At 63.3% G+C, this 21,753-nt stretch carries 19 protein-coding genes; 11 read left to right on the forward strand and 8 right to left on the reverse strand.

The features are described from left to right. Positions 1-7 precede the first annotated feature (7 nt). Both WFR25_RS05770 and WFR25_RS05775 read right to left on the reverse strand, forming a co-directional pair. Positions 8-661, reverse strand: coding sequence for a DUF4126 domain-containing protein (locus WFR25_RS05770; RefSeq protein ID WP_336974727.1), 654 nt, complete (start codon positions 659-661; stop codon positions 8-10). 202 nt (positions 662-863) lie between these two features. Beyond that, on the reverse strand, positions 864-2,039 hold the full coding sequence (locus WFR25_RS05775; protein WP_336969419.1) for a TetR/AcrR family transcriptional regulator: 1,176 nt from the start codon (positions 2,037-2,039) through the stop codon (positions 864-866). A gap of 252 nt (positions 2,040-2,291) precedes the next feature. Between WFR25_RS05775 and WFR25_RS05780 the strand changes: the two genes are divergently transcribed. From WFR25_RS05780 to WFR25_RS05790, 3 genes are all read left to right on the forward strand, one after another. Further along, the gene (locus tag WFR25_RS05780) at positions 2,292-4,559 is read left to right on the forward strand and encodes a TonB-dependent receptor (protein ID WP_336969421.1); all 2,268 of its coding nucleotides are present in this window, start codon (positions 2,292-2,294) and stop codon (positions 4,557-4,559) included. Between the two features lie 16 nt (positions 4,560-4,575). Next, entirely contained in the window at positions 4,576-5,292 is a 717-nt protein-coding gene (locus WFR25_RS05785; protein WP_336969424.1) for a tyrosine-protein phosphatase, read from the forward strand. Between the two features lie 44 nt (positions 5,293-5,336). Further along, positions 5,337-6,700 (forward strand): IS3 family transposase gene (locus WFR25_RS05790; protein ID WP_336967452.1). Its coding sequence is split into 2 segments (ribosomal slippage): positions 5,337-5,684 and positions 5,687-6,700, totalling 1,362 coding nucleotides; the frame shifts between segments, so codons are not numbered across the junction. A gap of 35 nt (positions 6,701-6,735) precedes the next feature. Here the strand turns inward: WFR25_RS05790 and WFR25_RS05795 are convergent. Beyond that, positions 6,736-8,148 (reverse strand): glycoside hydrolase family 2 protein, encoded by a 1,413-nt coding sequence (locus WFR25_RS05795; protein ID WP_473829114.1) that lies wholly within the window; start codon positions 8,146-8,148, stop codon positions 6,736-6,738. Here WFR25_RS05795 and WFR25_RS26680 point away from each other — a divergent pair. Beyond that, positions 8,062-8,277: a hypothetical protein gene (locus WFR25_RS26680; protein ID WP_473829104.1), complete on the forward strand. Its 216-nt coding sequence runs from the start codon at positions 8,062-8,064 to the stop codon at positions 8,275-8,277. The two genes, WFR25_RS05795 and WFR25_RS26680, sit on opposite strands and share 87 nt — an antisense overlap. Before the next feature lie 292 nt (positions 8,278-8,569). Beyond that, on the forward strand, positions 8,570-10,219 hold the full coding sequence (locus WFR25_RS05800; RefSeq protein ID WP_336969427.1) for a M20/M25/M40 family metallo-hydrolase: 1,650 nt from the start codon (positions 8,570-8,572) through the stop codon (positions 10,217-10,219). 4 nt (positions 10,220-10,223) lie between these two features. Here WFR25_RS05800 and WFR25_RS05805 read toward each other — a convergent pair whose 3' ends face one another. Both WFR25_RS05805 and WFR25_RS05810 read right to left on the reverse strand, forming a co-directional pair. Then, positions 10,224-13,622, reverse strand: a complete 3,399-nt coding sequence (locus WFR25_RS05805) for an acyl-[ACP]--phospholipid O-acyltransferase (RefSeq protein ID WP_336969430.1) — start codon at positions 13,620-13,622, stop codon at positions 10,224-10,226. Between the two features lie 47 nt (positions 13,623-13,669). Continuing rightward, the gene (locus WFR25_RS05810) at positions 13,670-16,639 is read right to left on the reverse strand and encodes a DUF2339 domain-containing protein (protein WP_336969431.1); all 2,970 of its coding nucleotides are present in this window, start codon (positions 16,637-16,639) and stop codon (positions 13,670-13,672) included. 106 nt (positions 16,640-16,745) lie between these two features. Here WFR25_RS05810 and WFR25_RS05815 point away from each other — a divergent pair, with 106 nt between their 5' ends. The 3 genes from WFR25_RS05815 to WFR25_RS05825 are packed head-to-tail and all read left to right on the forward strand — an operon-like array spanning position 16,746 to position 19,147. Then, positions 16,746-17,345: a TetR/AcrR family transcriptional regulator gene (locus WFR25_RS05815; protein ID WP_336969433.1), complete on the forward strand. Its 600-nt coding sequence runs from the start codon at positions 16,746-16,748 to the stop codon at positions 17,343-17,345. Positions 17,346-17,372: 27 nt separating this feature from the next. Further along, positions 17,373-18,527 carry a sterol desaturase family protein gene (locus WFR25_RS05820; protein WP_336969436.1) on the forward strand — a complete coding sequence of 385 codons (1,155 nt, stop codon included), beginning with the start codon at positions 17,373-17,375 and terminating at the stop codon, positions 18,525-18,527. Next, positions 18,524-19,147 (forward strand): glutathione S-transferase, encoded by a 624-nt coding sequence (locus tag WFR25_RS05825; protein ID WP_336969439.1) that lies wholly within the window; start codon positions 18,524-18,526, stop codon positions 19,145-19,147. Before WFR25_RS05820 ends, WFR25_RS05825 begins: the two co-directional genes overlap by 4 nt. 1 nt (position 19,148) lies before the next feature. Here WFR25_RS05825 and WFR25_RS05830 read toward each other — a convergent pair whose 3' ends face one another. The 3 genes from WFR25_RS05830 to copC form a co-directional block, all read right to left on the reverse strand. Beyond that, on the reverse strand, positions 19,149-19,547 hold the full coding sequence (locus WFR25_RS05830; protein ID WP_336969442.1) for an amidohydrolase family protein: 399 nt from the start codon (positions 19,545-19,547) through the stop codon (positions 19,149-19,151). 70 nt (positions 19,548-19,617) lie between these two features. Then, a complete protein-coding gene (locus WFR25_RS05835) occupies positions 19,618-19,776 on the reverse strand; it encodes a hypothetical protein (protein ID WP_336969444.1) in 159 nt (52 codons plus the stop codon). A 151-nt stretch (positions 19,777-19,927) separates the two neighbouring features. Further along, the gene (gene copC, locus WFR25_RS05840; RefSeq protein WP_336969446.1) at positions 19,928-20,308 is read right to left on the reverse strand and encodes a copper homeostasis periplasmic binding protein CopC; all 381 of its coding nucleotides are present in this window, start codon (positions 20,306-20,308) and stop codon (positions 19,928-19,930) included. A gap of 149 nt (positions 20,309-20,457) precedes the next feature. On the opposite strand from copC, the gene WFR25_RS05845 reads away from it, so the two are divergent. From WFR25_RS05845 to WFR25_RS05855, 3 genes are read left to right on the forward strand one after another with little or no spacing between them, the layout of a single operon-like run. Then, positions 20,458-20,718: a hypothetical protein gene (locus tag WFR25_RS05845; RefSeq protein ID WP_336969449.1), complete on the forward strand. Its 261-nt coding sequence runs from the start codon at positions 20,458-20,460 to the stop codon at positions 20,716-20,718. Next, positions 20,715-21,155, forward strand: coding sequence for a periplasmic heavy metal sensor (locus tag WFR25_RS05850; RefSeq protein ID WP_336969452.1), 441 nt, complete (start codon positions 20,715-20,717; stop codon positions 21,153-21,155). The genes WFR25_RS05845 and WFR25_RS05850 overlap by 4 nt, the downstream gene beginning before the upstream one ends. Next, complete coding sequence (locus tag WFR25_RS05855; protein WP_336969454.1) at positions 21,152-21,733, forward strand: RNA polymerase sigma factor; 582 nt, start codon at positions 21,152-21,154, stop codon at positions 21,731-21,733. The genes WFR25_RS05850 and WFR25_RS05855 overlap by 4 nt, the downstream gene beginning before the upstream one ends. Positions 21,734-21,753: the final 20 nt, after the last annotated feature.

Raw genomic sequence — 21,753 nt, forward strand, 5'->3', positions numbered from 1 at the left:
CTGACAATCAGGACCCGCCAATGGGCTGTGGCGGCTCCTTTCCTCCACCGGGTACACCCGATGAAATTGCGCGCATACGCCGCCAGATCCGGCGCAGCAGCAGTAGGGTGGCAATGGCCGCGACGGCCAGAAACAGTGCGACGATTATCGCAATTGCCGGGTTATAGAGTGAAAACAGCAGCAGCGTGCCTGTCGCGGTATCTTCCACGAGGGACACGGCAACATTGCTCACGGGTTCAGGGCTGGTGTTGACGACGGCGCGCGTGCCCGCCTTGGCGCCATGGGTCAACAGCGCCGCACTGCCGCCGAGCAACAGACTCACAATCTGCCAGGCTGGATCCTGTGGGTCCACGATCGCCATGGCAAGCAGGGCGCCGCCAACCGGGCGTACCAACGTGTGAATACCGTCCCAGATAGAATCCAGCCAAAGGATCTTGTCCGCGAAGAATTCGGCAACCAGACCGATCGCGGCCACCCCGATCACCCACGGATTGGCAAGGATGGCAAGGCCATGGAGATGCTCGGGCAGCGCGACCCAGCCGGTTCGCATGGCCAGGCCCGTGGCAAATATGCATAGATATAGCCGCCAGCCAGATAGAAGGCTGACACTGCTTGCCAGTCCGATAAGCGCCAGCGCGTCTATATCCGCCTCCCCCCAGATTTAAGGCATCCTAACCTATTTTACAACGTTCTCCCAGAAGAGATGCTTTGCAAGAGGACGAGGTTGCCGCTTATAGTGCCTTGCTCCTATGGTACAATGGCTGGAAATAAGAGCGCTTTCGGCGCAATTGCAGCCCATGCCGGGACGCGGCCTTGATCGGGCACCGTGCGCATTTCGCTGACATGAATGAGCGTCCAGAACCTCAACGGCCTTCTGTATCCACACATGTTCCTGCACCCAGCACGGCCTGCAAGCGTAAGATTTGCTGGTTGCTCATGACCCATGCGTCTTCAGCGGGCAGCCCTATGCAAATCCTGCGATGGCCGGTCATGAGGCCCGAGAACAGCGCGCCGTCGAGATGGGATACCGGCCGTTTGGGACCGATCATCGCCTGGAGTGCGCCCCGGCTCGTGCGACCGCGCCAATAGCGCAACTGCGGTGCGAAGGCGCGCATATCCGGGCTACGGGCAACAGCCACCAACAGTTCGTCCAGAGCCGGCAGCACTTTCGCGATCGCGCGATGATCGCCGGGGGACATGGTCAGGTCCAATGCCGCACTGTTCTCCTCTTTCGCTACTGCACCTCCGCTCAGTGCGACGGCCTGGCGATAGATCACTTCGAACGCCGCGCGGGCCAGATCTGCACTCGACCGGAAATTATAGGACACGACGCCCAGAGTCAGTTCGGCCTGCGCGGCGACGGCGCGGTGGGTAAGGCCCGCAATGCCCTGTCTGGCCAAGATCTTGGCCGCAGCATGGGCGATCCGTTCCATGATTTCGCCCCTGATCTTCAACTCCGGCATCTCCCGCGCCGCCTGTTCGCGGGCAAACAACCGCCATTCCCCGTCGCTCGCCAAACGGCCCGAAAGCCATTCGCTCCAGCCCCGGCACGTTTCATCCAGGCAGGCGCGATCGACCATCCGTCGCCACCGCATCAGGTGAAACAGGCTTTCGCCATCGAACATATGGGTTGTGAGTGCCCCATGGGCCGCCAGATCACACCGCGCGCATATGTCCTGCCAGAAATCGCGCCAGAGCGCCTGCCAGTCCCGAAGAACCGGGACATATTGTGGATCTCGCATCGCCATCAACTGGCACTCGCGCCAGGCGAAGGCGAGCGATCGGTTATTTTCACACCAATCATCGATCAGCGCCGCAAACAGGGCAGGAAAGGCGTCCGGGGACAGCATGCCTGCCTCGGCAAGCGCCTCAAGTTGTGCATGGCACCACCGTTCCGCGGCAGCTTTTGCCTGCTGCTGCGCCAAAAGAAACAAATGTTCCATATTTTCGAAGTGATGATAGATGCTCGATACCGGCGCATCGGCTTCCCGGCTCAGGGTACGGGCCGATATGCTGCCATGGCCCTGGCTTCCCCACATATCGATAACAGCTTGAATCAGACGATCAAATGAGGGGGTGTCGGCATTAGTTGGCAATTTTTTGGCACTTGGCATCGGACGCTCTTGGATATTGGCGGGAAGAGAATGGCGCTTTCAGTCCGCGACAATAATGGGTTCAACATAATTTTATAGCGGGCATTTTGTCATCAAACTGAGATGCAAACGTCACTGCAGATACATACGATCGTTCTAGCTGCCGCCCCGGCGCATCAAGCGAAAAGGGCGAAACTTGTGATCAATCTCCATTGCCGATCCATCCGCAGCATCATCCTGACCAGTACCGCCATATTGAGCGCCTTCATGGCTCCGGCCGTCTGTGCCGAGGAAACGCCGATGGTTGATGAGAGCGAGGGGCTGGGCGCTATCACTGTCACGGCGCAGAAGCGTGAAACCAACTTGCAGCAGACGCCGGTATCGATTTCCGTACTGAGCGGCGATGACCTCAAAGCGCGCGGTGTCGTCGGCCTCAAGGATCTGATGGATGGCGCCGTCCCTTCATTGCGTATCGCTCCCTTTGCCTCGCGCACGTCCGCATTGACCGTCGGCATTCGCGGCATCGTGCCGTTCGACGCCAACCAGCCTAGCCGCGATGCGGGTGTCGGTGTCTATATTGACGGCATCTATCTGGGCCGGTCGCAGGGCCTTGGCGCGGCCCTCTATGATATTGAGCGGATCGAGGTGCTGAAAGGTCCGCAGGGCACATTGTTCGGTCGCAACTCCACCGGTGGCGCACTCAGCATCGTTACGCGCAAGCCTTCGGGCGAGTTCCACCTGACCCAGACCATGGGCGTCAGCAATTTTGACGGCTACAAGGTGGAGACCCATCTCGACCTGCCCCGCTTCGCCAATTTCAGCGTCAAGCTGGACGGCATCGTCACCAAGCGCGACGGCACGCTCGATAATCCGATGGCGGGTGAGCAGGATTATAACCAGCTCGACCAGCGCGGGATGCACGCCGCTGTGCTGTGGGAGCCGTCGGACAATTTCAGCGCCCAGTATGATTTCGACATCTCGCGTGACGCCAGTACGCCCTATTATATGCAGGTGCTGGCGAAATCGGCGGCAATACCCTTCGCCGACATCGCCAAGGTTCAGCCCGATCGCGTGAAGACCGCCGATGTCGGCGTGCCCGAGCAATTGAGTATCGGCAAAACGCACGGCCATGCACTGCATCTGGACTGGATGGTCGCCGACGGCATCCATCTTCGCTCGATCAGCTCCTATCGCAAGCTCAGCCAGAGCCAATATGACAATGGCGGTGCGCATCAGGGTGCCTTCGCACCGAATGCGCGATTTGCCCGGTACAGCCTCGCGAACCTGAACCAGGAACAATATAGCCAGGAATTGCAGCTCGTGGGATCGCTCGACCGGGTCGAATTCGTCGCGGGCGCCTATCATTATCATGAGAAAGGCGATGACTGGGCCTGGGCGCCCTATACGATGCAGTGGGGCGCAACCGCCAGCGCCATGCCGACCCGCCTGCCGACGCTCGAAGCCGGGCAGGTCAGCCCCTATCCCGACCGCGCGAGCGATGCGGTCGCCAACAGCATCGCCCTTTACGGCCAGGGCACATGGACCCCGCCAGTCCTGAACGATGCGCTGCATCTGACAGCGGGCGCGCGCTACACCCGCGACAAGAAGCATGGCGACCTGTTCAAGGTGAACGGCGTCGATACGCCTTATGCCTTCCGTATCTCCAGCAGCCGGGTGGACCCCACCTTCACGATCGCCTTTGATGCGACCGACAGCATCCACCTCTATGGCAAGTGGGGGACCGCTTATCGGGCGGGCGGCGCGAACTCCCGCTCGATCACATACCGCTCCTATGCCCCGGAAGAGGTGGAAACGTCGGAAATCGGCTTCAAGAGCGAGTTTTTCGACCGCCATGTCCGCCTGAACGTCGCCGCCTACAAGACGATCTACAAAAACCAGCAGATCGACTTCAATGCCGTGCTTTCCGCAGTTCCTGGCGGCCCCACGCGCACGACGATCGAGACGGTCAATGCCCAGGGCAACGGCACTATCAAGGGCATTGAGGCGGACCTGACGATCGCGCCGATCGAAGGCCTGACCCTGACGGCCAGTTATGCCTATACCAAGGGCGACCTCGACAAGGCGGCCAATCCGTTCAAGAACAACGCATTGGACAATGTCTTCCTGGTCTACACGCCGAAAAATGCCTTCAGTGGCGCGATCGACTATAGCCTGCCGCTCGACTGGGCGACGCTGCGCGCCCATGTCGATGCCAGTGGTGGCGACGGCTATCATTCGCAATCGAGCGATCCGATGCTGACCGATAGTTCCTTCCTCGTCAACGCGCGCTTCTCGCTTGCTGACATCGCGCTCAATGACACCGCCAAGCTCCAACTCTCGGCCTGGTCGCGTAACCTGTTCAACGAACAACATACATTCTTCACGACGGGAACCCCGCAGTCGCTGCTGCTGGGCATCTATAACGAACCGCGTACCTATGGCGTTGAAGCCACGATTCGCTTTTGACGGAGAGGAAAGAGAGATGATGACACGCATGATGATACGCGCGGCGGCCCTGACCTCGCTGCCCCTCGTGGCGATGCTCGCCGGTCCCGCCGCCCTTGCCGGCACGATCACTGATCCGATCGTGGAGCGCGTTTCTCCTGATCGGCTGGTGGTGCGATGGAAGGATGCCGATGCCGTCGACGTGCTGCAGGCTGACGGGGCGGACACCGCCGCCGGGTCTGCGACGCTGGTTTCGGCCAAGGACAAGGATGGCGTCCATGAAGTGCAGGTGAGGGGCACGGCGCGTCCCTATTTCCTGTTGCGCGACACGCGCAGCGGGGATGTGGTCCGCGTTGCCGAGCGTGTTCTGCCGCTGGAGCAAGGCTCCAACTTCCGTGACGTGGGAGGCTATGCAGCGGCGGGCGGGAAGCATGTCCGCTGGGGTATGATCTATCGCTCGGGCGGCCAACCGATGCTGACCGATGCCGATGTGCAGGAGGTGAAGGGGCTGCGTATCGCCAATCTGGTCGATCTGCGGTCCGATGAGGAAAGGGTGATCGCGCCGACCCGGCTGGACGGTATTCCTTACAACGCGGTCGGCTATTCGATGGCGGGAATATTGGCGTCCATGGCGCAAGGAGCAAAGGGCGGGCCGACCGACCCGGCCAAGGCGATGGAGGGCATGGCGAACGGCTATCGTGCATTCTCGACCCTGTCCGCCGTCAGCACCAATGGCACAGATTTGAGGTTGTAAATTAAGGAGGGTTTGGGCTTCGTCGTAGTGACGAAGGAACGAAGATGAAGCCCAAACCCTCCTTGAAAAATTCGCCGACAAAGGCCCCTGCTGAGCGTGTTGTGAAGGATATCCGGCGGCAGACCCGGCGCCATTTCTCAGCCGAAGACAAGATCCGTATTGTGCTGGACGGTCTGCGCGGCGAGGACAGCATCGCCGAGTTGTGCCGCAAGGAAGGCATTGCCCAAAGCCTGTATTACACCTGGTCGAAGGAGTTCATGGAAGCGGGCAAGCGGCGCCTGGCCGGTGACACCGCCCGTGCTGCGACCACTGGCGAGGTGCAGGATCTGCGCCGCGAGGCCCGTGCCCTGAAGGAATGCGTGGCCGACCTGACGCTGGAAAACCGCCTGCTTAAAAAAAGCATGATCGCGGATGGGGGCGACGACGAATGAGGTATCCCGCATCCGAAAAGCTCGAGATCATCCGGATCGTCGAGCAGTCGCACCTGCCCGCCAAGCACACGCTGGACAAACTCGGCATCCCCCGCCGGACGTTCTACCGCTGGTACGATCGCTTCGTCGAAGGCGGGCCGGAGGCGCTGGAAGATCGGCCATCGGCGCCGAGTCGGGTGTGGAACCGCATCGGCGACGATATCCAGGGCCAGATCGTCGAGATGGCGCTGGATTACAGCGAGCTGTCACCGCGCGAACTGGCGGTGCGCTTCACCGACGAGAAGCGCTACTTCGTGTCGGAGGCCACCGTTTACCGCCTGTTGAAGGCCCACGATCTGATTACCAGTCCGGCCTATGTGGTGATCAAGGCCGCCGATCGCTTCCATACCCAGACCACGCGTCCGAACGAGATGTGGCAGACCGATTTTACCTACTTCAAGATCATCGGGTGGGGCTGGATGTACCTGTCGACCGTGCTCGACGACTTCTCGCGCTACATTATCGCCTGGAAACTGTGCACCAACATGCGCGCCGAGGATGTCACCGACACGCTGGACCTGGCCCTTAAGGCTTCCGGCTGCGACAGCGCCACCGTGCTGCACAAGCCCAGGCTGCTCAGCGATAACGGCCCCAGCTACATCGCGGGCGAACTGGCGGAATACATCGATGCCCAGAAGATGAGCCATGTACGCGGCGCTCCGATGCACCCCCAGACCCAAGGCAAGATCGAGCGCTGGCACCAAACCCTGAAAAACCGCATCCTGCTGGAAAACTACTTCCTGCCCGGCGACCTTGAGGCCCAGATCGAGGCCTTCGTCGAGCATTACAACAACCAGCGTTACCACGAGAGCCTGAACAACGTGACGCCCGCCGACGCCTACCTCGGCAGGGCTCCCGCCATCATCAAACAGCGCGAAAGGATCAAGCGAAAGACCATCGAATATCGGCGCTTGCAACACCGCAGGCTCGCCGCTTAACATCAACCCCAAGACGAGGCCCGCACTCCGCTAATTTACGACGCGACGTGTGCCAAATGTTCTGACGACGGACAGACACGATCGACCAGCCCCGCGGGGTTGCTGATCGCGGGCCATCCGGCGCGGTCGGCCTCGCCCAGATAATCGACGCCGGTCCACAGGAACATGCCCGCATAGGCCGGATCGTCGCGCACCACGAGCCAGCTTGCGCGGTTCTTGCTGTTCTCCGTGCCGATGATCTTGCGGCTGGGCTTGTCTGCATGGGCCTTGGCCAATTCGGTTTCGCGATAATTCTGACCCACCACGTCCAGCAGGTCGGCGGTGCCATTGTCATAGTCATGGGTGGTGTTGGGCCGGAACAGAGCCATGGTGACGGGCCGTGTGGGGTCTTCCTGATGGAAGATGCTGGTCAGCCGTTTGATGACGGACTGGGCCACCAGCGGATAGGGGGTATCGTGGATTTCGTTGCCGATCGACCAGATGACGACGCTGGGATGATTGCGGTCGCGCCGCACGAAATCGCGCGCGTCGATGGAGGACCAGTCGGTAAAGAACAGGTGATAGTCCTGGCTGTTCTTCGCCACCGTCCACATGTCGAAGGCCTCGTTCATGACGATAAGGCCAAGGCGGTCGCACAGGTCCAGAAATTCGGGTGAGAAGGGGTGGTGCGCGGTGCGGATGGCGTTGACGCCCAGCGCCTGCAAGCCCTTCAGGCGACGCTCATACACCGCCAGCGGTACGGCCATGCCGAACGGCCCGCCATCGGCATGGATCGCCACGCCCTTCAGCTTGATATTGCGCCCGTTGAGCCAGAAGCCGCTCGCCGCCTCGAACCGTGCATCGCGGATGCCGAAGGACACGCGCTCTTCATAGAGGATCGCGCCATCGGTGCCGCGGACGCGGACCAGCGCGCTGTGCAGGGCCGGATCGTCTATGTCCCAGCAGCGCGGCTTGGTGAGGGTGCCGGTGATGGAGAGGGGGGTGCTGCGTCCGGCGAGCAAGGCGATCGGTGCGCCGGTAAATGTCGCGAGGGCGCGGCCGTCCGGTCCCTGAATGACCGCTTCCAGCCGTCCCTCGACCGGCGCCTTGCCCTGATTGGTGATGCTGCTGGCGATCGAGAGGCTGGCGGCGGCGGCGTCCAGCCTCCCGACGCGCACGGTCGTCGCCCATGTGTCGGCATGGACGTCGCCCAGCGTGATGAGGCGCACATGGCGATAGATGCCCGACCCGGCATACCAGCGCGATGCGGGCTGCGACGATGTGTCGGAACGGACCGCGAGGATATTTTCGCTGCCGTCGGTTTTCAGATGGGGGGTGATCTCATAGCGGAAGCTGGCATAGCCATTGGGGCGATGGCCGACATGGTGACCGTTGATCCACACGCCCGATCGTTCCATCACCCCGTCAAATTCGACGAAGATGCGCTTGTTGGCGCTGCTGGCGGGCAGGGTGAAATGCTTGCGATACCAGGCGACGCCGCTCGGCAGGAAGCCGCCCGATCCGGTGGCGGGCGCATGTTTGTCGAAGGGACCGGCAATCGCCCAGTCATGGGGCAGGCTGACCTGTTTCCAACCTGAATCGGCAAAGGCGGGCTGCTCCGCGCCAGCGGTGTCGCCCTAAAGGAAGCGCCAGTCCGCATCCAGCGATTGCGAGCCGGTCGGTTGCGCCGCGACTGGAAGCGCGAAGGCCAGAGCTATCGCGGCCATCGCTATCTTGCTGGAAATACCCATAACCTGATTACTCTCCCGACGCTCTTACGGCTCAGGGGAAGATAGCGGAGAGTTCCGATATGTAAAGCATGATCCCATAAAGTGATATGACCTGGGTGCGCCTCTTTTCCTCCGTGCATCGGGAGGGTAAGGCCGTCGAATGACATTGCGCTTTCTGACCGTGGCCCTTGGCCTCATTGCCCTTCCCGCATCCGCTCAGACGATCGCGCCAAAACAGCTTGAACAATCGGTCCGCACCCTCGCCTCCGACCTGTTCGAAGGGCGCGCGCCCGGCACGGCGGGGGAGGAGCGGACGATCGGCTATCTGGTCGGCCGGTTCGAGGCGCTGGGGCTGGAGCCGGGCGGCCCGGATGGCCAGTGGGTCCAGCCCGTGCCGCTGCTCCACACCCGGCTTGGCGAGGCACAGACGCTGGCCGTGGCGCAGGGCGGCGCCGCGACCCCCTGGACCGTGGGGAACCAGGTCTATCTTTCCACCCTGCAACCCAAGGACAAGGTGGCGGTCGACAAGGCGCCGATGGTCTTCGTCGGCTATGGCGTGTCCGCGCCCGAACGCGGATGGGATGATTATAAGGGCGTGGACCTGAAGAGTAAGGTGGCCGTCTTCCTCATCAACGACCCGGATTTCGAGGCGGTGAAGGGCGAAGATGCGGTGGGCAAGTTCGGTGGCCGGGCGATGACCTATTATGGCCGCTGGACCTACAAGTTCGAGGAAGCCGCGCGGCGCGGTGCCGTTGCGGCGTTGATCGTCCATGACACGCCGGGGGCAGGCTATGGCTGGAATGTCGTCGTCAGCCCCGGTGGCGAGAATTACGACCTCGTCCGTGCGCCCGACAAGGTGACGAGCCTGGCGGTACAGGGCTGGATCGAGGGCGGTGCCGCCACCGCCTTGTTCGCGGGTGCGGGGCAGGATCTCGCCGCGCTTCGCAAGCAGGCCCGCTCAAAGAGCTTCCGCCCCGTAGACCTGAAAGGCGCGACTTTTTCCGCCGCCTTCCCGGTTCGCCAAGAAGTCGTCCGCAGCGCCAATGTCCTCGCCCGTATTCCCGGCGCGAAACGCCCGGACGAAACGGTGATGTATGGCGCGCACTGGGACGCCTATGGCAAGGGCGCGCCAGACGCGCAGGGCCGCGTCTATCGCGCGGGCGCCAATGACGACGCGCTGGGCATTGCCGGGCTGTTCGAGATCGCCCGCGCCTTCAAGGCTGGGCCAGCGCCCGACCGCAGCATCGTCTTCGCCGCCTGGACCGCCGAGGAGCGCGGCCTGCTGGGGTCCGAACATTATGCGGTGAACCCGGTCTATCCGCTCGACAAGACCGTCGCCAATCTGGCCATCGATATATTGCAGACGGCGGGCAAGGCGAAGGATGTGATCTTGGTCGGCAAGGGGCAGGGCACGCTGGAGGATGACCTGACCCAAGCCGCCGCCGCGCAGGGCCGGGTGGTGACGCAGGAAAGCCTGCCCGAACGCGGCCTTTTTTACCGCGCCGACCATTTTTCCATGGCCAAGCGCGGCGTGCCGGTGCTCCTGCTGATGGGCATTGCCGGGGCATCCGATCTGGTCGAGGGTGGCCGTGCGGCGGGGCAGGCCTGGGTCGATTCCTATACCGGCAAATGCTATCATCAGGCCTGCGACGCCTGGGGACCGGACTGGAAGCTGGATGGCGCGGCACAGGATATCGACCTGATGCTCGCGATCGGGCGCGATCTCGCCACCTCCAGCCACTGGCCGGAGTGGAAGGCCGGATCGGAGTTCAAGGCCATTCGCGACAAGAGCGCCGCGGTCCGTAAATAGTCGCCTATGCCGTCGCCTGTTCCGTCATGGTCGCATAGTCGATCTTGCCCGTGCCCAGCAACGGCAGTGCGTCCAGCACCCGGATTTCGCGGGGGATCGCCAGTTCCGTGACGCCATTGGCCTTGCCCCAAACGTGCAGCGCGTTCGCCTTGGCATCCTTGCAGGTGGTGAACAGGACAAGCTGTTCGCCTTTGCGCGGGTCGGGGCGGGTGACGACGGCATGGTCCGCGTCGGGCCAGAGGGTGGCGGCATAGCCCTCCACGGCGGGCAGGGAGATCATCTCGCCGCCGATCTTGGCGAAGCGCTTGGCGCGGCCCCGGATCGTGACGAAGCCCTGATCGTCGATCGTGACGATATCGCCGGTATCGTGCCACCCCTCTGACGGCGGCTGCAACAGGCCGGGGGCGTCCGCCTTCATATAGCCCGCCATGATGTTCGGGCCACGGATCGACAGGCGTCCGCCCTCCGCGATACCGGGCACTTCGTCGAGCCATGCTTCGACGCCGGGAAGCAGGCGCCCGACCGATCCTGCGCGAAAATGCATCGGCGTGTTGACGGCGATGACTGGTCCCGCTTCGGTCGCGCCATAGCCCTCAAGGATACGCAGGCCGAATTTCTCGGCATAGGCCTTGCGCGTTTCGTCGCGTACCCGCTCGGCCCCTGCGAAGATGTAGCGCAGCGAGTAGAAATCATAGCCATGCGCCATCCGCGCATAGCCCGACAGGAAGGTGTCGGTGCCGAACAGGATCGTCGCATTGGCGTCATAGGCCAGCGCGGGCACGATCCGGTAATGCAGCGGGCTGGGGTAGAGCAGGGTTTTTACGCCATGGAAGATCGGCAGCAAGGTGCCGCCGGTCAGACCGAAGCTGTGGAAGACTGGCAGGGCATTGAGCACGACATCGGCTGAATTAAAGTCGATCCGCGCGGCGAGTTGGCGGCAATTGGACAGAAGGTTGCGATGGGTGAGGACGACGCCCTTGGGCAGCCCCTCCGATCCGCTGGTGAACAAAATCACCGCAGGCGCGTCGGGACCAATGCGGAGCCGGGCGTGGGACCGCGCGGCAAAGCGGCTGGCGATCAGGCCGCGCAGCTTCGCGCCCGTGCCGATCGTCGCGGCCAGATCTTCCAGCCAGAGGATCGTGATCCCTTCGGCCTCCAATGCGGTCACGATATCGCCCAGCTTCGCCTGTTCCACAAAGGCGCGGGCGGTGATGATGGTGCGGACCTGCGCGGCGGTGCAGGCGGCCTTCAGATTGGCGAGGCCAGCGGTATAGTTCAGCATGGCGGGCACGCGCCCGGTCGACTGGAGCGCGAAGAAGGTCGCCACCACGGCCGAGACATTGGGCAGAAGTACGCCGACTGCCTCCCCCTGCCGTGTCGAACGGGTGAGCGCGCGGCCCAGCACCAACGCGCCGGTGACGAGCCGGGCATAATTTAGCGGCTCGCGCTTCACATCCTCGACGACCGGCGCCTTTGGCCCATGAACATGTTTTGCCTCCAGCAGCGCCTGGAACAGCGTCTGGTCCGTGTCCGACGTGGCGAACATCATCTGGCTCATCTCGTCATAGAGGCGGCGACCGGCGATGGCGCGACGCGCGCGGGCGGTCATCTCGCCCTCTATGGCGAAACGGCGCGGGGGGAGGATGGTCAGTCTGATCTTGGGGAAGCGGCGCAGGCGCACCTTGCCGCGCAGGCGGGAGAAGGCGGTGAACTGGGCGCCGTCGATCCGCACCGGGATGATCGGCGCATCGGCCTTGTCCGCGACCATGCCGGGACCGTCGAACACTTTCATGAGTGCGCCGGTGACGGTGATGCGGCCTTCGGGGAAGATCACCAATGTTCGGCCTTCACGCACCGCCTTCACCATTGCCTTGGCCGACATCGGGTTGGTGGGATCGACCGGGAAGGCGTCGAACAGAGCGAGGAAGGGCTTTATCCACCAGGCGCGAGCAATGCTGGTGTGGACCGCAAAGGTCGGCTTGCCGGGCAGGAAGGCGGCCAACAGCAGGCCGTCGAGAAAGGAGACATGGTTCACCACCACGACGGCGGGTTCGCCGACCTGCGGCATATTTTCAGCCCCGCTCACTTCGACCCGGTAGCAGAGGCGCAGCAGGCCGCGCACGATGGATTTGATGACTGTTTCGGGCAGCAGCCAGCAGGAAATGAGCGCGATCGACAGGGTCGCAAAACCCATGACGCCGATGACGCCAGGCACGCTTTCCCCGCGCGCCAGCATCAGCGTGACGATGACGACGACCACCACCGTGATCGCCGCGTTGACGATGTTATTCGCCGCGATGGTGCGCGAGCGTTCCTCACGCGGGCTGTGCGTTTGCAGGATGGCATAGAGCGGCACGATGAACATGCCGCCGGCAAAGGCGATGCCGAACAGGTCGACCATGATCCGCCAGCTACCGGCGGACCCCACGAAATCGGCAATGCCCGCGCCCGTCCGCGTCGGCACATAGGCTGTGGTGGAGAGCCACAGGTCGATCATGAAGCTCGCCAGCGCCAGCGCGGAAACCGGCACGAAGCGCGCCGACACCGCGCCGCCCAGCAGCCGGTTCACCAGTAGCGAACCGAGCGCGACGCTGAGCGAGAAGATCAGCAGGAAGAAGGTGGCGACTTCCTGCTTTGCTTGCAGAACACCGCTCACCAAGGGCGCAAATTCGGCCAGCAGGACCGCGCCGATCGCGAAGAACCAGCTTATGCCCAGGATGGACAGCCACACGCCCCGACCGTGGCGCGCGGCCTTCAATATGTGCCATGTGCTTTTGAAGATATTGCGTTCGATCTTCAGGCCGGGAACGACCGTGGGGGCTGGCGGCACGGCCAGGCTGATGAGGAAGCCCAGTGTTGCCAGGCAGATGGCGACGACGCCTGCCTCCCATGGCGGGATGACGCCCGCCAGCAACTGGCCGCTCAGTATCGCGATGAAGGTGCCCGCTTCTATGAGGCCGGTGCCGCCCATAATCTCCTGCGGTCCCAGATGTTGGGGCAGGATGGAGAATTTGACCGGACCAAAGAGGGTGGAATGCAGCCCCATCAGGAACAGGCAGGACAGCAGCATTGGCACGGATTGCAGCCAGAAGCCGGTGAGGGCGATCCCCATGATGACGACTTCGGCCGCCTTTACCGCGCGAACCAGCTTGGCCTTGTCCCAGGCGTCGGCCACCTGTCCGGCCAGCGCGGAGAAGAGAAAATAGGGGAGGATGAACAGCCCGGTGGCGATCGTCGCCAGCATTTCCGCCTTGTCGGGCTGCGCATGATAGAGGCCGAAATTGGCAAGGAACAGCAGCGCGAACTTCAGCAGATTGTCGTTGAAGGCGCCCAGAAACTGCACCACGAACAGCGGCGCGAAGCGGCGTTTGCCAAGCAGCGAAAGATCAGGTGCGGACATCATTTACCCCTTCGGGTCTGGATTATGCAGCAAAGATCAACGGGATGTTACTATTCAGGTGCGCGCAGCACGCGATTATAGAGCCAGCCGATCCCGATCAGGCTGAAGCCCAGCGCCAGGAAAGACGCGATGCGGAGCAGCCCCTGAAGGCCGGAGGCATCGAACAGGAACACCTTGGCGACCGCCGCCAGCATCAAGAGCAGCGATGCGATGCGCCAGTCCCGGCTATTGGTGCAAATACCCCATAGAAGGAAGCCGATCGCAAGGCCAAGCGCCAGCACGGAGCGCAATATATCCTCCATTTCGCCAAGACCCGGAATGGTGAGGATGGACCCTGCGAACAGGTGCCGCAGCGTGGCGGTGGCGAACAGGATGATCACCAGCATCCGTAGCAGATCAGCCGGTCGGGCGAGCTTTCCGGCAAGATCCGGATGGATGCGCGTCGCCATCCACAACGCCGCGAACGGTATTGCGAAGGCAGGGATCAGCAGGTTGAGGATGGGCAGGACGCCGACATATTGCGCGTACCAGAGCGGATTGTGGAGCAGCAGCGTATAAAGGATGCTGTGCCCAAGAGCGACGCCCAGCAGGACCAGCGCCGCAAGCTGCGCACCTGCAAAGCGCCAGACGGCATAGGCGGCGGCCAGCAATAGAGCCTCCCACACTGTCCGTTCGGCCAAGGCCAGCCGGGTTACGTCAGCCATGTCCGACAGCGCGAACAATTGCTTGTAGCCGATGTGCAGGGCGATGCCGCCCATGGCGCTCGCTGCGACGGCCGAGGCTCGGCAGGCCAGCGGATGAATGGCGCCCTTCGCATGCCACAGGGCGATGGCCAGCAGCAAGGCCGGTATGGCGAGGCGGCGCAGGCTTTCGCCAAGGCCGGGAAGCGCGCTGGCCAACATGGGTTCGCCGAGCAGAGAGGTGAAAGCCTGTGCGCTCCATTCCGCCATGGGCCAGATCGCCCAGAGCAACAGGATCAGACTGAGCGTGCTGAACGCTGGCAAGAGGCCGTTTTGACGCAGGCGTCGGGCGGCTTGGGCCAGCAGGGGAAGGCCGAGCGCTGTCACCACGGGGAGCGTGGTCGATGACAGGCATTGCGCCAGTGCGCCATAGCCGAGGACTATGGCGGCGCTTTGAGCGACCAGCTTGCCCTCATCAATAAAGCGTGCGCGCCATGCGAACAGGGCGGCCACAAGAGCGACGATCGCCCAGCGCAGAAAAGGCTCGAACGATGCGGTGGGCGCCGTCTCACCCAACAGGCGGATGGCCTGCCACTCCCCGTCCCTGCCCGCGACCAGCCCGACGATCGCGCTGAAGGCAAAGGCCCAGCTGCTCCATTCGACCCGCTGGTCGTCCGCGCGTTCGGCAAGCAGTAGCAGTCCGGTAGCCACGATCGCGATCACGATCGGCAGCGTCCATGCGAACAGCCCCAGACCACCGGCGACAACCAGCAGCAGGGCCGTTATTGTCGCCAACAGTGCAAAACGCGCATCGTCGCGGCGACCGGCGTTGCGCCAGCCCAGCGCCATGGCGATTGCGGGCAGCATGGCGGCGGCAAGGGCGAGCAGCCCGAACCCGCCGTCCAGGCTGGCATCCGGGCGATAGAAATGGATCATGCTGATGGCAACGCCGCCCAGCGTCAGTCCGGCAATCTGCCCGGCCTCTACCAGACTGCCGCCCACGCGCCACAGGCGCCAGAGCGCGCCACCGCCGTAGATCGTTGCCATAATGAGCATGACGAGGGTGAACTGTCCCGCATTGGGTGCGGTCCAGGCGCCCGCGAGCAGCAGCGCCACGCCAAGGCCCACAGCGCTCAGCGGGCGAAGGCTCTTTTCACGACCGCCGAGCCAGACCAGCGCGATCGAGAGCAGGCCGAAAAGGCCCCAGTTAAGCAGCGCAAAGCCGCCGGTCGCGACCAAAGCCGCCATCTGCGCGGCGGCGACGATGGCGGCGCCAACGCGGATGATCGTGCCGCGCGTACCGGAGAAGGCGAAGAGGGGCAGAAAGATACCTAATGCCAGCAGCAACAGGCCCACCGAGATGGAGGCCGTCATGTCCAGCGCACCCATGACGAGTAACGCCGCGCCCCAGCCCGCTCCGCCGATGAGCGCGCTCACGCCCAGCCACATCCAGCGCTGGGTGCGTGACAGCGCGCACAGGCCCCCGATCGCAAGGGCGAGATAGCAGCTAAGCAGCGGAATATTGGGCTGGCCCGCGTTAACAAGCGCCGGGGCTGCCAATCCGCCGACCAGTCCGAGCAGGGCGCTGGGTGCACCGAAGCGGAGCGCAAGCCCCATCGCCAATGCAGTTACAGCAGCCAGGCCGATAAAGGCGGTCGTCGGGCCGACCAGAGCATAGAGGGTGTGGGCGGCGAGGATGCTTGCATACAGGGTCGCAAGGCCCGCGCCGGCCAGCGACTGGCGCACCCGCGGATCGCGCACCCGCTCCTCCTGCCGCAACGCAAGCTCCGCGCCGCCGATCAGCGCGCCGCCGAACACCAGGCCCATCAGGATACGCACCAGTGGCGACAGCAGCCCGGCGTCGATTGAATATTTGACGAGCAGCACGCCAGCAACGGCCAGCGTCACGCCGCCCGCCCAGATCGGCAGGCGGCGACCAAACAGCTCTTCGAAGCCGAAGGAGGGCTTGGCAGACTGGCGTTGAGCGGGTTCGGACTGAGCGGGTTCAGGGTGGACGGGCGCCTCTCTCTGCTCCGTGCCGCTATCCATCTGCCCTTCCATGGCGTGCGGGGCTTGCGTATCGGCAGGTTCGGCTTCGTGGGGAGCCGGGATCGCTGCGGCGGGTGGTGCAGCTTCATCTGCCCAGGGTCTGGTGTACACCACCCTGGCGGGCGATGACCGGGATTCCGCGCTCTCGTGGAAGGCATCGTTTGAGGACGATGCATCCGGCACGGCCCGCTCTGTTTCCAGCATGGCGAGTCGGCTTTCGAGCGCCTTCAGGCGCTTCTTCGCGTCGAAGGCCATGATGCCAAGGATCAGCAGTATGAAAGCAACCAGCATAAGTCGATGCCTCTCCAAGCCCGAGATGAGGATGTCGTAAGTTAAAATTAGACACTGTTCAATAAAATAATTAGACAGTGATCAATTGCATTGGTAGCAGGCGATCATGGGACGGCGATCGGATCATAGCAGGGCAGAACTGGAGGCCCTGATCGTGGCGGAAGGACATCGTCATATGGCGCAGGTCGGCTTTGCCCGCTTTTCCTCGCGCGAAGTGGCGAAGCGGATCGGTTATGCGGTTGGCACCCTTTATAATGTGTTTGGCAGCTATGATCGCCTGATTGCCGCCATCAATACCCACACTTTTACCCTGTGGGCGCAACATCTGGAGGCCCTGCTGGCCTCCCTGCCAGATGACCGCATCGCGGCGCTGGTCGAGGGCTATTTCAGCTTCGCATTCGAAAACAAGAATATCTGGATGGCGATCTACGATCATCGCCTGCCGCCGGATATTCCCCAGCCGGACAGCTATGCCGAGCAGCGTGCCAGCCTGACTGCGATCGTGGTCAGGGAAGTCGCCGCGATTCTGCCTGAAGATGCAAAGGCGGGCGCTCCGCGTCTGGCGCGTTCGCTGGTCGCGACCGTCCACGGCCATTGCACCTTCGCGCTGAACGGCACCTTCGCCTTGCTGGGGGAAACCGAGCCACTTGAAATGGCGATTGCGCGGGTCAAGGAGTCGCTGGCAGCGGCCGGGGCAAGATTGTAGAAATATCCGGGGGCAGGGGAACGGAAGATGGCAAGCTGGTTCGAGAGGCTGGAAAAAGACCTGCAATCGCCCATCGCGGTGCGGCGGTTTGGCAGCGGCTGGTTCTCCGGCTTTTTCGGGCTGCTGCTCGCCATTGCGGGTCTGTGCATGGTGATGGCGCTGCGCTGGCCGGACTGGTTCGCCATGCCCGAACTGGCCATGGTGCGCGAATGGGGCGGCTTGCGGCCGCTCGTCCATTTCCTGTTGATCGGGGGCTATGCGCTTGCGTTGCTCAGCCTGCTGCTGCGCCCGCGCAAGGCGATTGGCGCGACCGCGCTGGTCATCGCCCTGTTGGCGACCTTGCTGGGCGGTGCGGAAGTCCAGCCGCGTGAGACGCATGACTGGGGCATTTTCTTCGGCGTCGATTTCTTCGCGGTCAATATGATCGCGACGGGACTCATGTTCGCGCCGATCGAGCGGCTGTTCCCGCGACGGGCGCAACAACGTCTGTTTCGGCAGGAATGGCGGGAAGACCTGTTCTATTATCTGCTCAGTTCGATGATGGTCCAGCTCATCACTTTCCTCGCGCTCGCGCCATCAGGCTTCATCAACGCATCGACAAGCGGTCTTGCCGACTTCCGCGCGCTGGTGTCCAGCCAGCCCTGGCCGCTCCAGTTCGTTGAAGTCGTGTTGCTGACCGATCTGGCGCAATATTGGTTCCATCGCGCTTTTCACCGCTTTCCCTTCCTGTGGGGATTCCATGCGGTGCATCATTCGGCGAAAGCGATGGACTGGCTGGCAGGTGCGCGGATGCACTTTTTCGAGATTATCGCCCTGCGCGGCGTAACCTCCCTGCCGCTGCTGACGCTGGGTTTCTTGCCGTCGGTGATGCAGGCCTATATCGGTTTCGTCTATATCTACTCCTCGCTGCTGCACGCCAATCTGCGGGGAGACTTCAACTGGCTCGGCCACTTTGTCGCCACGCCGCGTTTTCACCATTGGCATCATGCAATCGAGGATGTGGCGGTGGACAAGAATTTCGCCATCCATTTCCCGTTTCTGGACCGTCTGTTCGGCACCCATCACTTGCCAAAGAGCGCATGGCCGAGCGGCTATGGCGTGCCGGAGAAGGTGCCGCAGGGTTATTGGGCGCAGTTCGCCTATCCGTTCCGCCGGGGCGTGAGCGCGCCTGAAGCGGAGTGAATGCGCCGATACTCTATAGCTTTCGCCGCTGCCCCTACGCCATGCGGGCGCGCATGGCGTTGCTGGTGAGCGGGCAGGCGGTCGAGATCCGAGAAGTTGCGCTGCGCGACAAACCGCCGGCGATGCTGGCAGCCTCCCCCAAGGGGACGGTGCCGGTGCTGGTGATAGCCGAGGGCGCGGTGATCGACGAGAGTCTGGATATCATGCGCCATGCCTTGACCCGGAATGATCCCGAAGGCTGGCTGGCGGGGGACGATGCGGAATTGATCGCGGCCAATGACGGGCCGTTCAAACATCATCTGGACCGTTATAAATATCCCGAGCGGCATGGCAGCGATCCGCTGGGCCATCGTGCGGCGGCGCTGGACCTCCTCGCCCCGCTGGAGGCGCGGCTGGCCCGAACGCCGCATTTGTGCGGGCCGACGCGGACGCTGGTGGACATCGCGCTGTTCCCCTTTGTCCGCCAGTTCGCAGCGGTGGAGCCAGACTGGTTTGCTGCACGATCGTTGCCGCGCCTGCAGCATTGGCTGGCGGCGCATATAGGATCGGACTTGTTCGAGCGGGCGATGGTGCGACGGCCCGCGTGGCGGGAGGGCGATCCGCCCATTCTGTTATCCTGATCTACTGGGCCTGCGCTGCTGACCAGGCGGCGACCTTGGCACGGGTGTCCGTCAGCATGGCGTCGAGCGCTGCACGGTCGAACGCCCTGCCGCCCATCACCACCATGCGGATCGCCCGCGTGGCGTTGATGGCCTTCAGCGGATCGCGGTCGAGCAGCACCATGTCCGCCGCCTTGCCAGTTTCCACACCGCCATAGCGGCCCAGTTGATTGAACCAGGCAGGCCCCGCCCGCGTCGCCGCCGACAGCGCCTGTGCGGGTGTCAGTCCCTTGTCCACGTACAGGGACAGTTCGTCATGCAGGCCGATGCCCGGATAGTTGAAGGAATTGAGGAAACCCGCGTCCGTCCCGGCGATGATGGTGACGCCCGCCTTCTGGAGCAGCGGCAAGATGGCGGCCATCCGGTTGAAATGGTCATGGCGCGCGGTGATCGCGGCGGCACTCGCCTGCGCCGCGCGCTGGATGCGCCAGTCATAGGTTTTTTGTAGCTTTGGCCTGATATAGGCCTGACGTCAACAGGCGCGGCCCAAACAGCGTGCCGTTGGCGATCTCCCCACGCCAGACCACAGCCTGATGGCTCTTGGCCTTGCCCTGTTCGGCGTCGATCAGGGTGACGTGGCGGATCATCATGTCGCCCTGCTACGGGGCGGCCCATGCGGATGCCGACATCAGGGCCAGAGCCGATAGCGCGCAACCACAAACTGTCTTCATCACACTGTGTCCTTCAAGATCGGTCGTGCTCTACAGCATCATGGCGGAGAGATCATCCTGACCGATGCGCCTATTTGACCGTGAAGAAATATTTGCCCTCGATCCGATGCTGATCGGCGCCGACGATGTGCCAGGCGAGGTCGTAGCTGCCAGCCGGAAGGGCGCGGGGCAGGGTGACGACCAGGGTCTTGCCGTCACCTTCGACCGATGTCTTGAAGCCCTTGATCGGCATTGGCGGGTGATCGGGCATGCCGGGCATGCCGGTCATGACCAGCGTAACGCCGCTCATGGACGGCTGAAGCGTGTCGGAAAAGTCGAGGGTCAGCTTCGTTGGCTTGGCGACGGTGGCATTGGCCGCCGGGCTGGCCGACAGCAATTGGGCATGGGCGAACGCCGCGCCGGGCAGGGCAGCGATGGCAAGGGCGGTGACAGCCATAAGCAGGCGGGACATGGGTTTCTCCGATTGTTGCGGTTAAGGAGAATACGCATGGCCTTGCCCAATCCCTCGGGGGAGGGGGGCATATTTTTTGCGCGATGCCTTCTATGGTGAGGGGTTAGCCTATGCGACGCGTATCCCGTTCGGGTGATGGAGTGTGTGAAATGACCGATCTGGACCAGTGGCTCGACAGCGTGCGCGCGATGCCGACCGATCCGCGCCTTGCGGACATGGAGGATGGGGTGATGCGCGGGCTGGCCGCCCGGCGGGAACGGACGCTCGCGCGGCGCAGCCTGATGCTTGCCGGGGTGATGGCGATTGGCATTGGTTGGATCGGCAGCGTCATGCCTGCCAATCCGGCACAGGCCGCGCCGACGCTGATCGGCATGTCGGATTATGCCCCCTCTCGGTTGCTGGGTCAATGAAAGGCGTGCGGCGTTACGCCCTGGTTGCGCTGGTCGCCTTTGCGGCGGCGTTCGTGGCGGTGATGGTCGCGCGCACATGGTTTGCGCCTGCGCCACGGGTGGAGAGCGAGGTTCATGCGCTGCTGCATGAGCGGCTGACGCTCGACGCCGATCAGGAACGGCGCATTCATGCGCTGGAGATCGGGTTCGCGCAGCGCCGCGCGGCCATGGAGGAGGAGATGCGCGCCGACAATGCCCGGCTGGCGCAGGCTATTGCTGCCGAACATGGCTATGGGCCAAAGGTGAGTGAGGCCGTCGATCAGTCCCACACGGTCATGGGCCAGTTGCAGAAGGAGACGCTGAAGCACATTTTCGCGATGCGTGCTGTGCTGCGACCCGATCAGGCGAAGCAATTCGACGCGGCTGTCGTCAAGGCACTGACCGACCCCGGCCAGTGATCCAGCCGATCGCCGACCGCAGCGACCCGGAACTGGCCACGCTGGCGCTGGCCGGGCGGCAGGACGCCTATGCCGCGTTGATGCAGCGGCATCGCGACGGGGTCTATCGCCTCGCGCGCAGTCATATCGGCGACGCGACCGAGGCATTGGACATCACGCAGGAGGCGTTCATCGCCGCCTTTGCCGCGCTGGCCCGCTATGACGGCGCGCGGCCCTTTCGCCTGTGGATCGCCCGGATCGCGATCAACAAATGCCATGACTGGGCGCGGCGGCGCGCGGTGCGGCGTTTCTTTGCCTTTGCCCGGCCGATCGACGAGGCGGTGGCGGTGGCCGACCCGGGACCAACACCCGAAGATTCTGCCCGGTCGCAGGGCGAACTGGCCGGGATCAACGAAGCCATCGCCATGCTGCCTACTCCGCTCAAGGACGTTCTGTTGCTGCGCGCGATCGAGGGGTTGTGTCAGGCTGAGGCCGCGCAGGTGCTGGGTGTCAGTGAGAAGGCGGTCGAAACCCGCCTCTATCGCGCGCGGATAAAATTGGCCGATCTTTTGAGGGGGACGGATGAGGCGCGCGTATAGGAGGGAGCAACGTCTTCAAC

It is taken from the genome of Sphingobium aromaticiconvertens (genome assembly GCF_037154075.1).
Taxonomy (GTDB): domain Bacteria; phylum Pseudomonadota; class Alphaproteobacteria; order Sphingomonadales; family Sphingomonadaceae; genus Sphingobium; species Sphingobium aromaticiconvertens.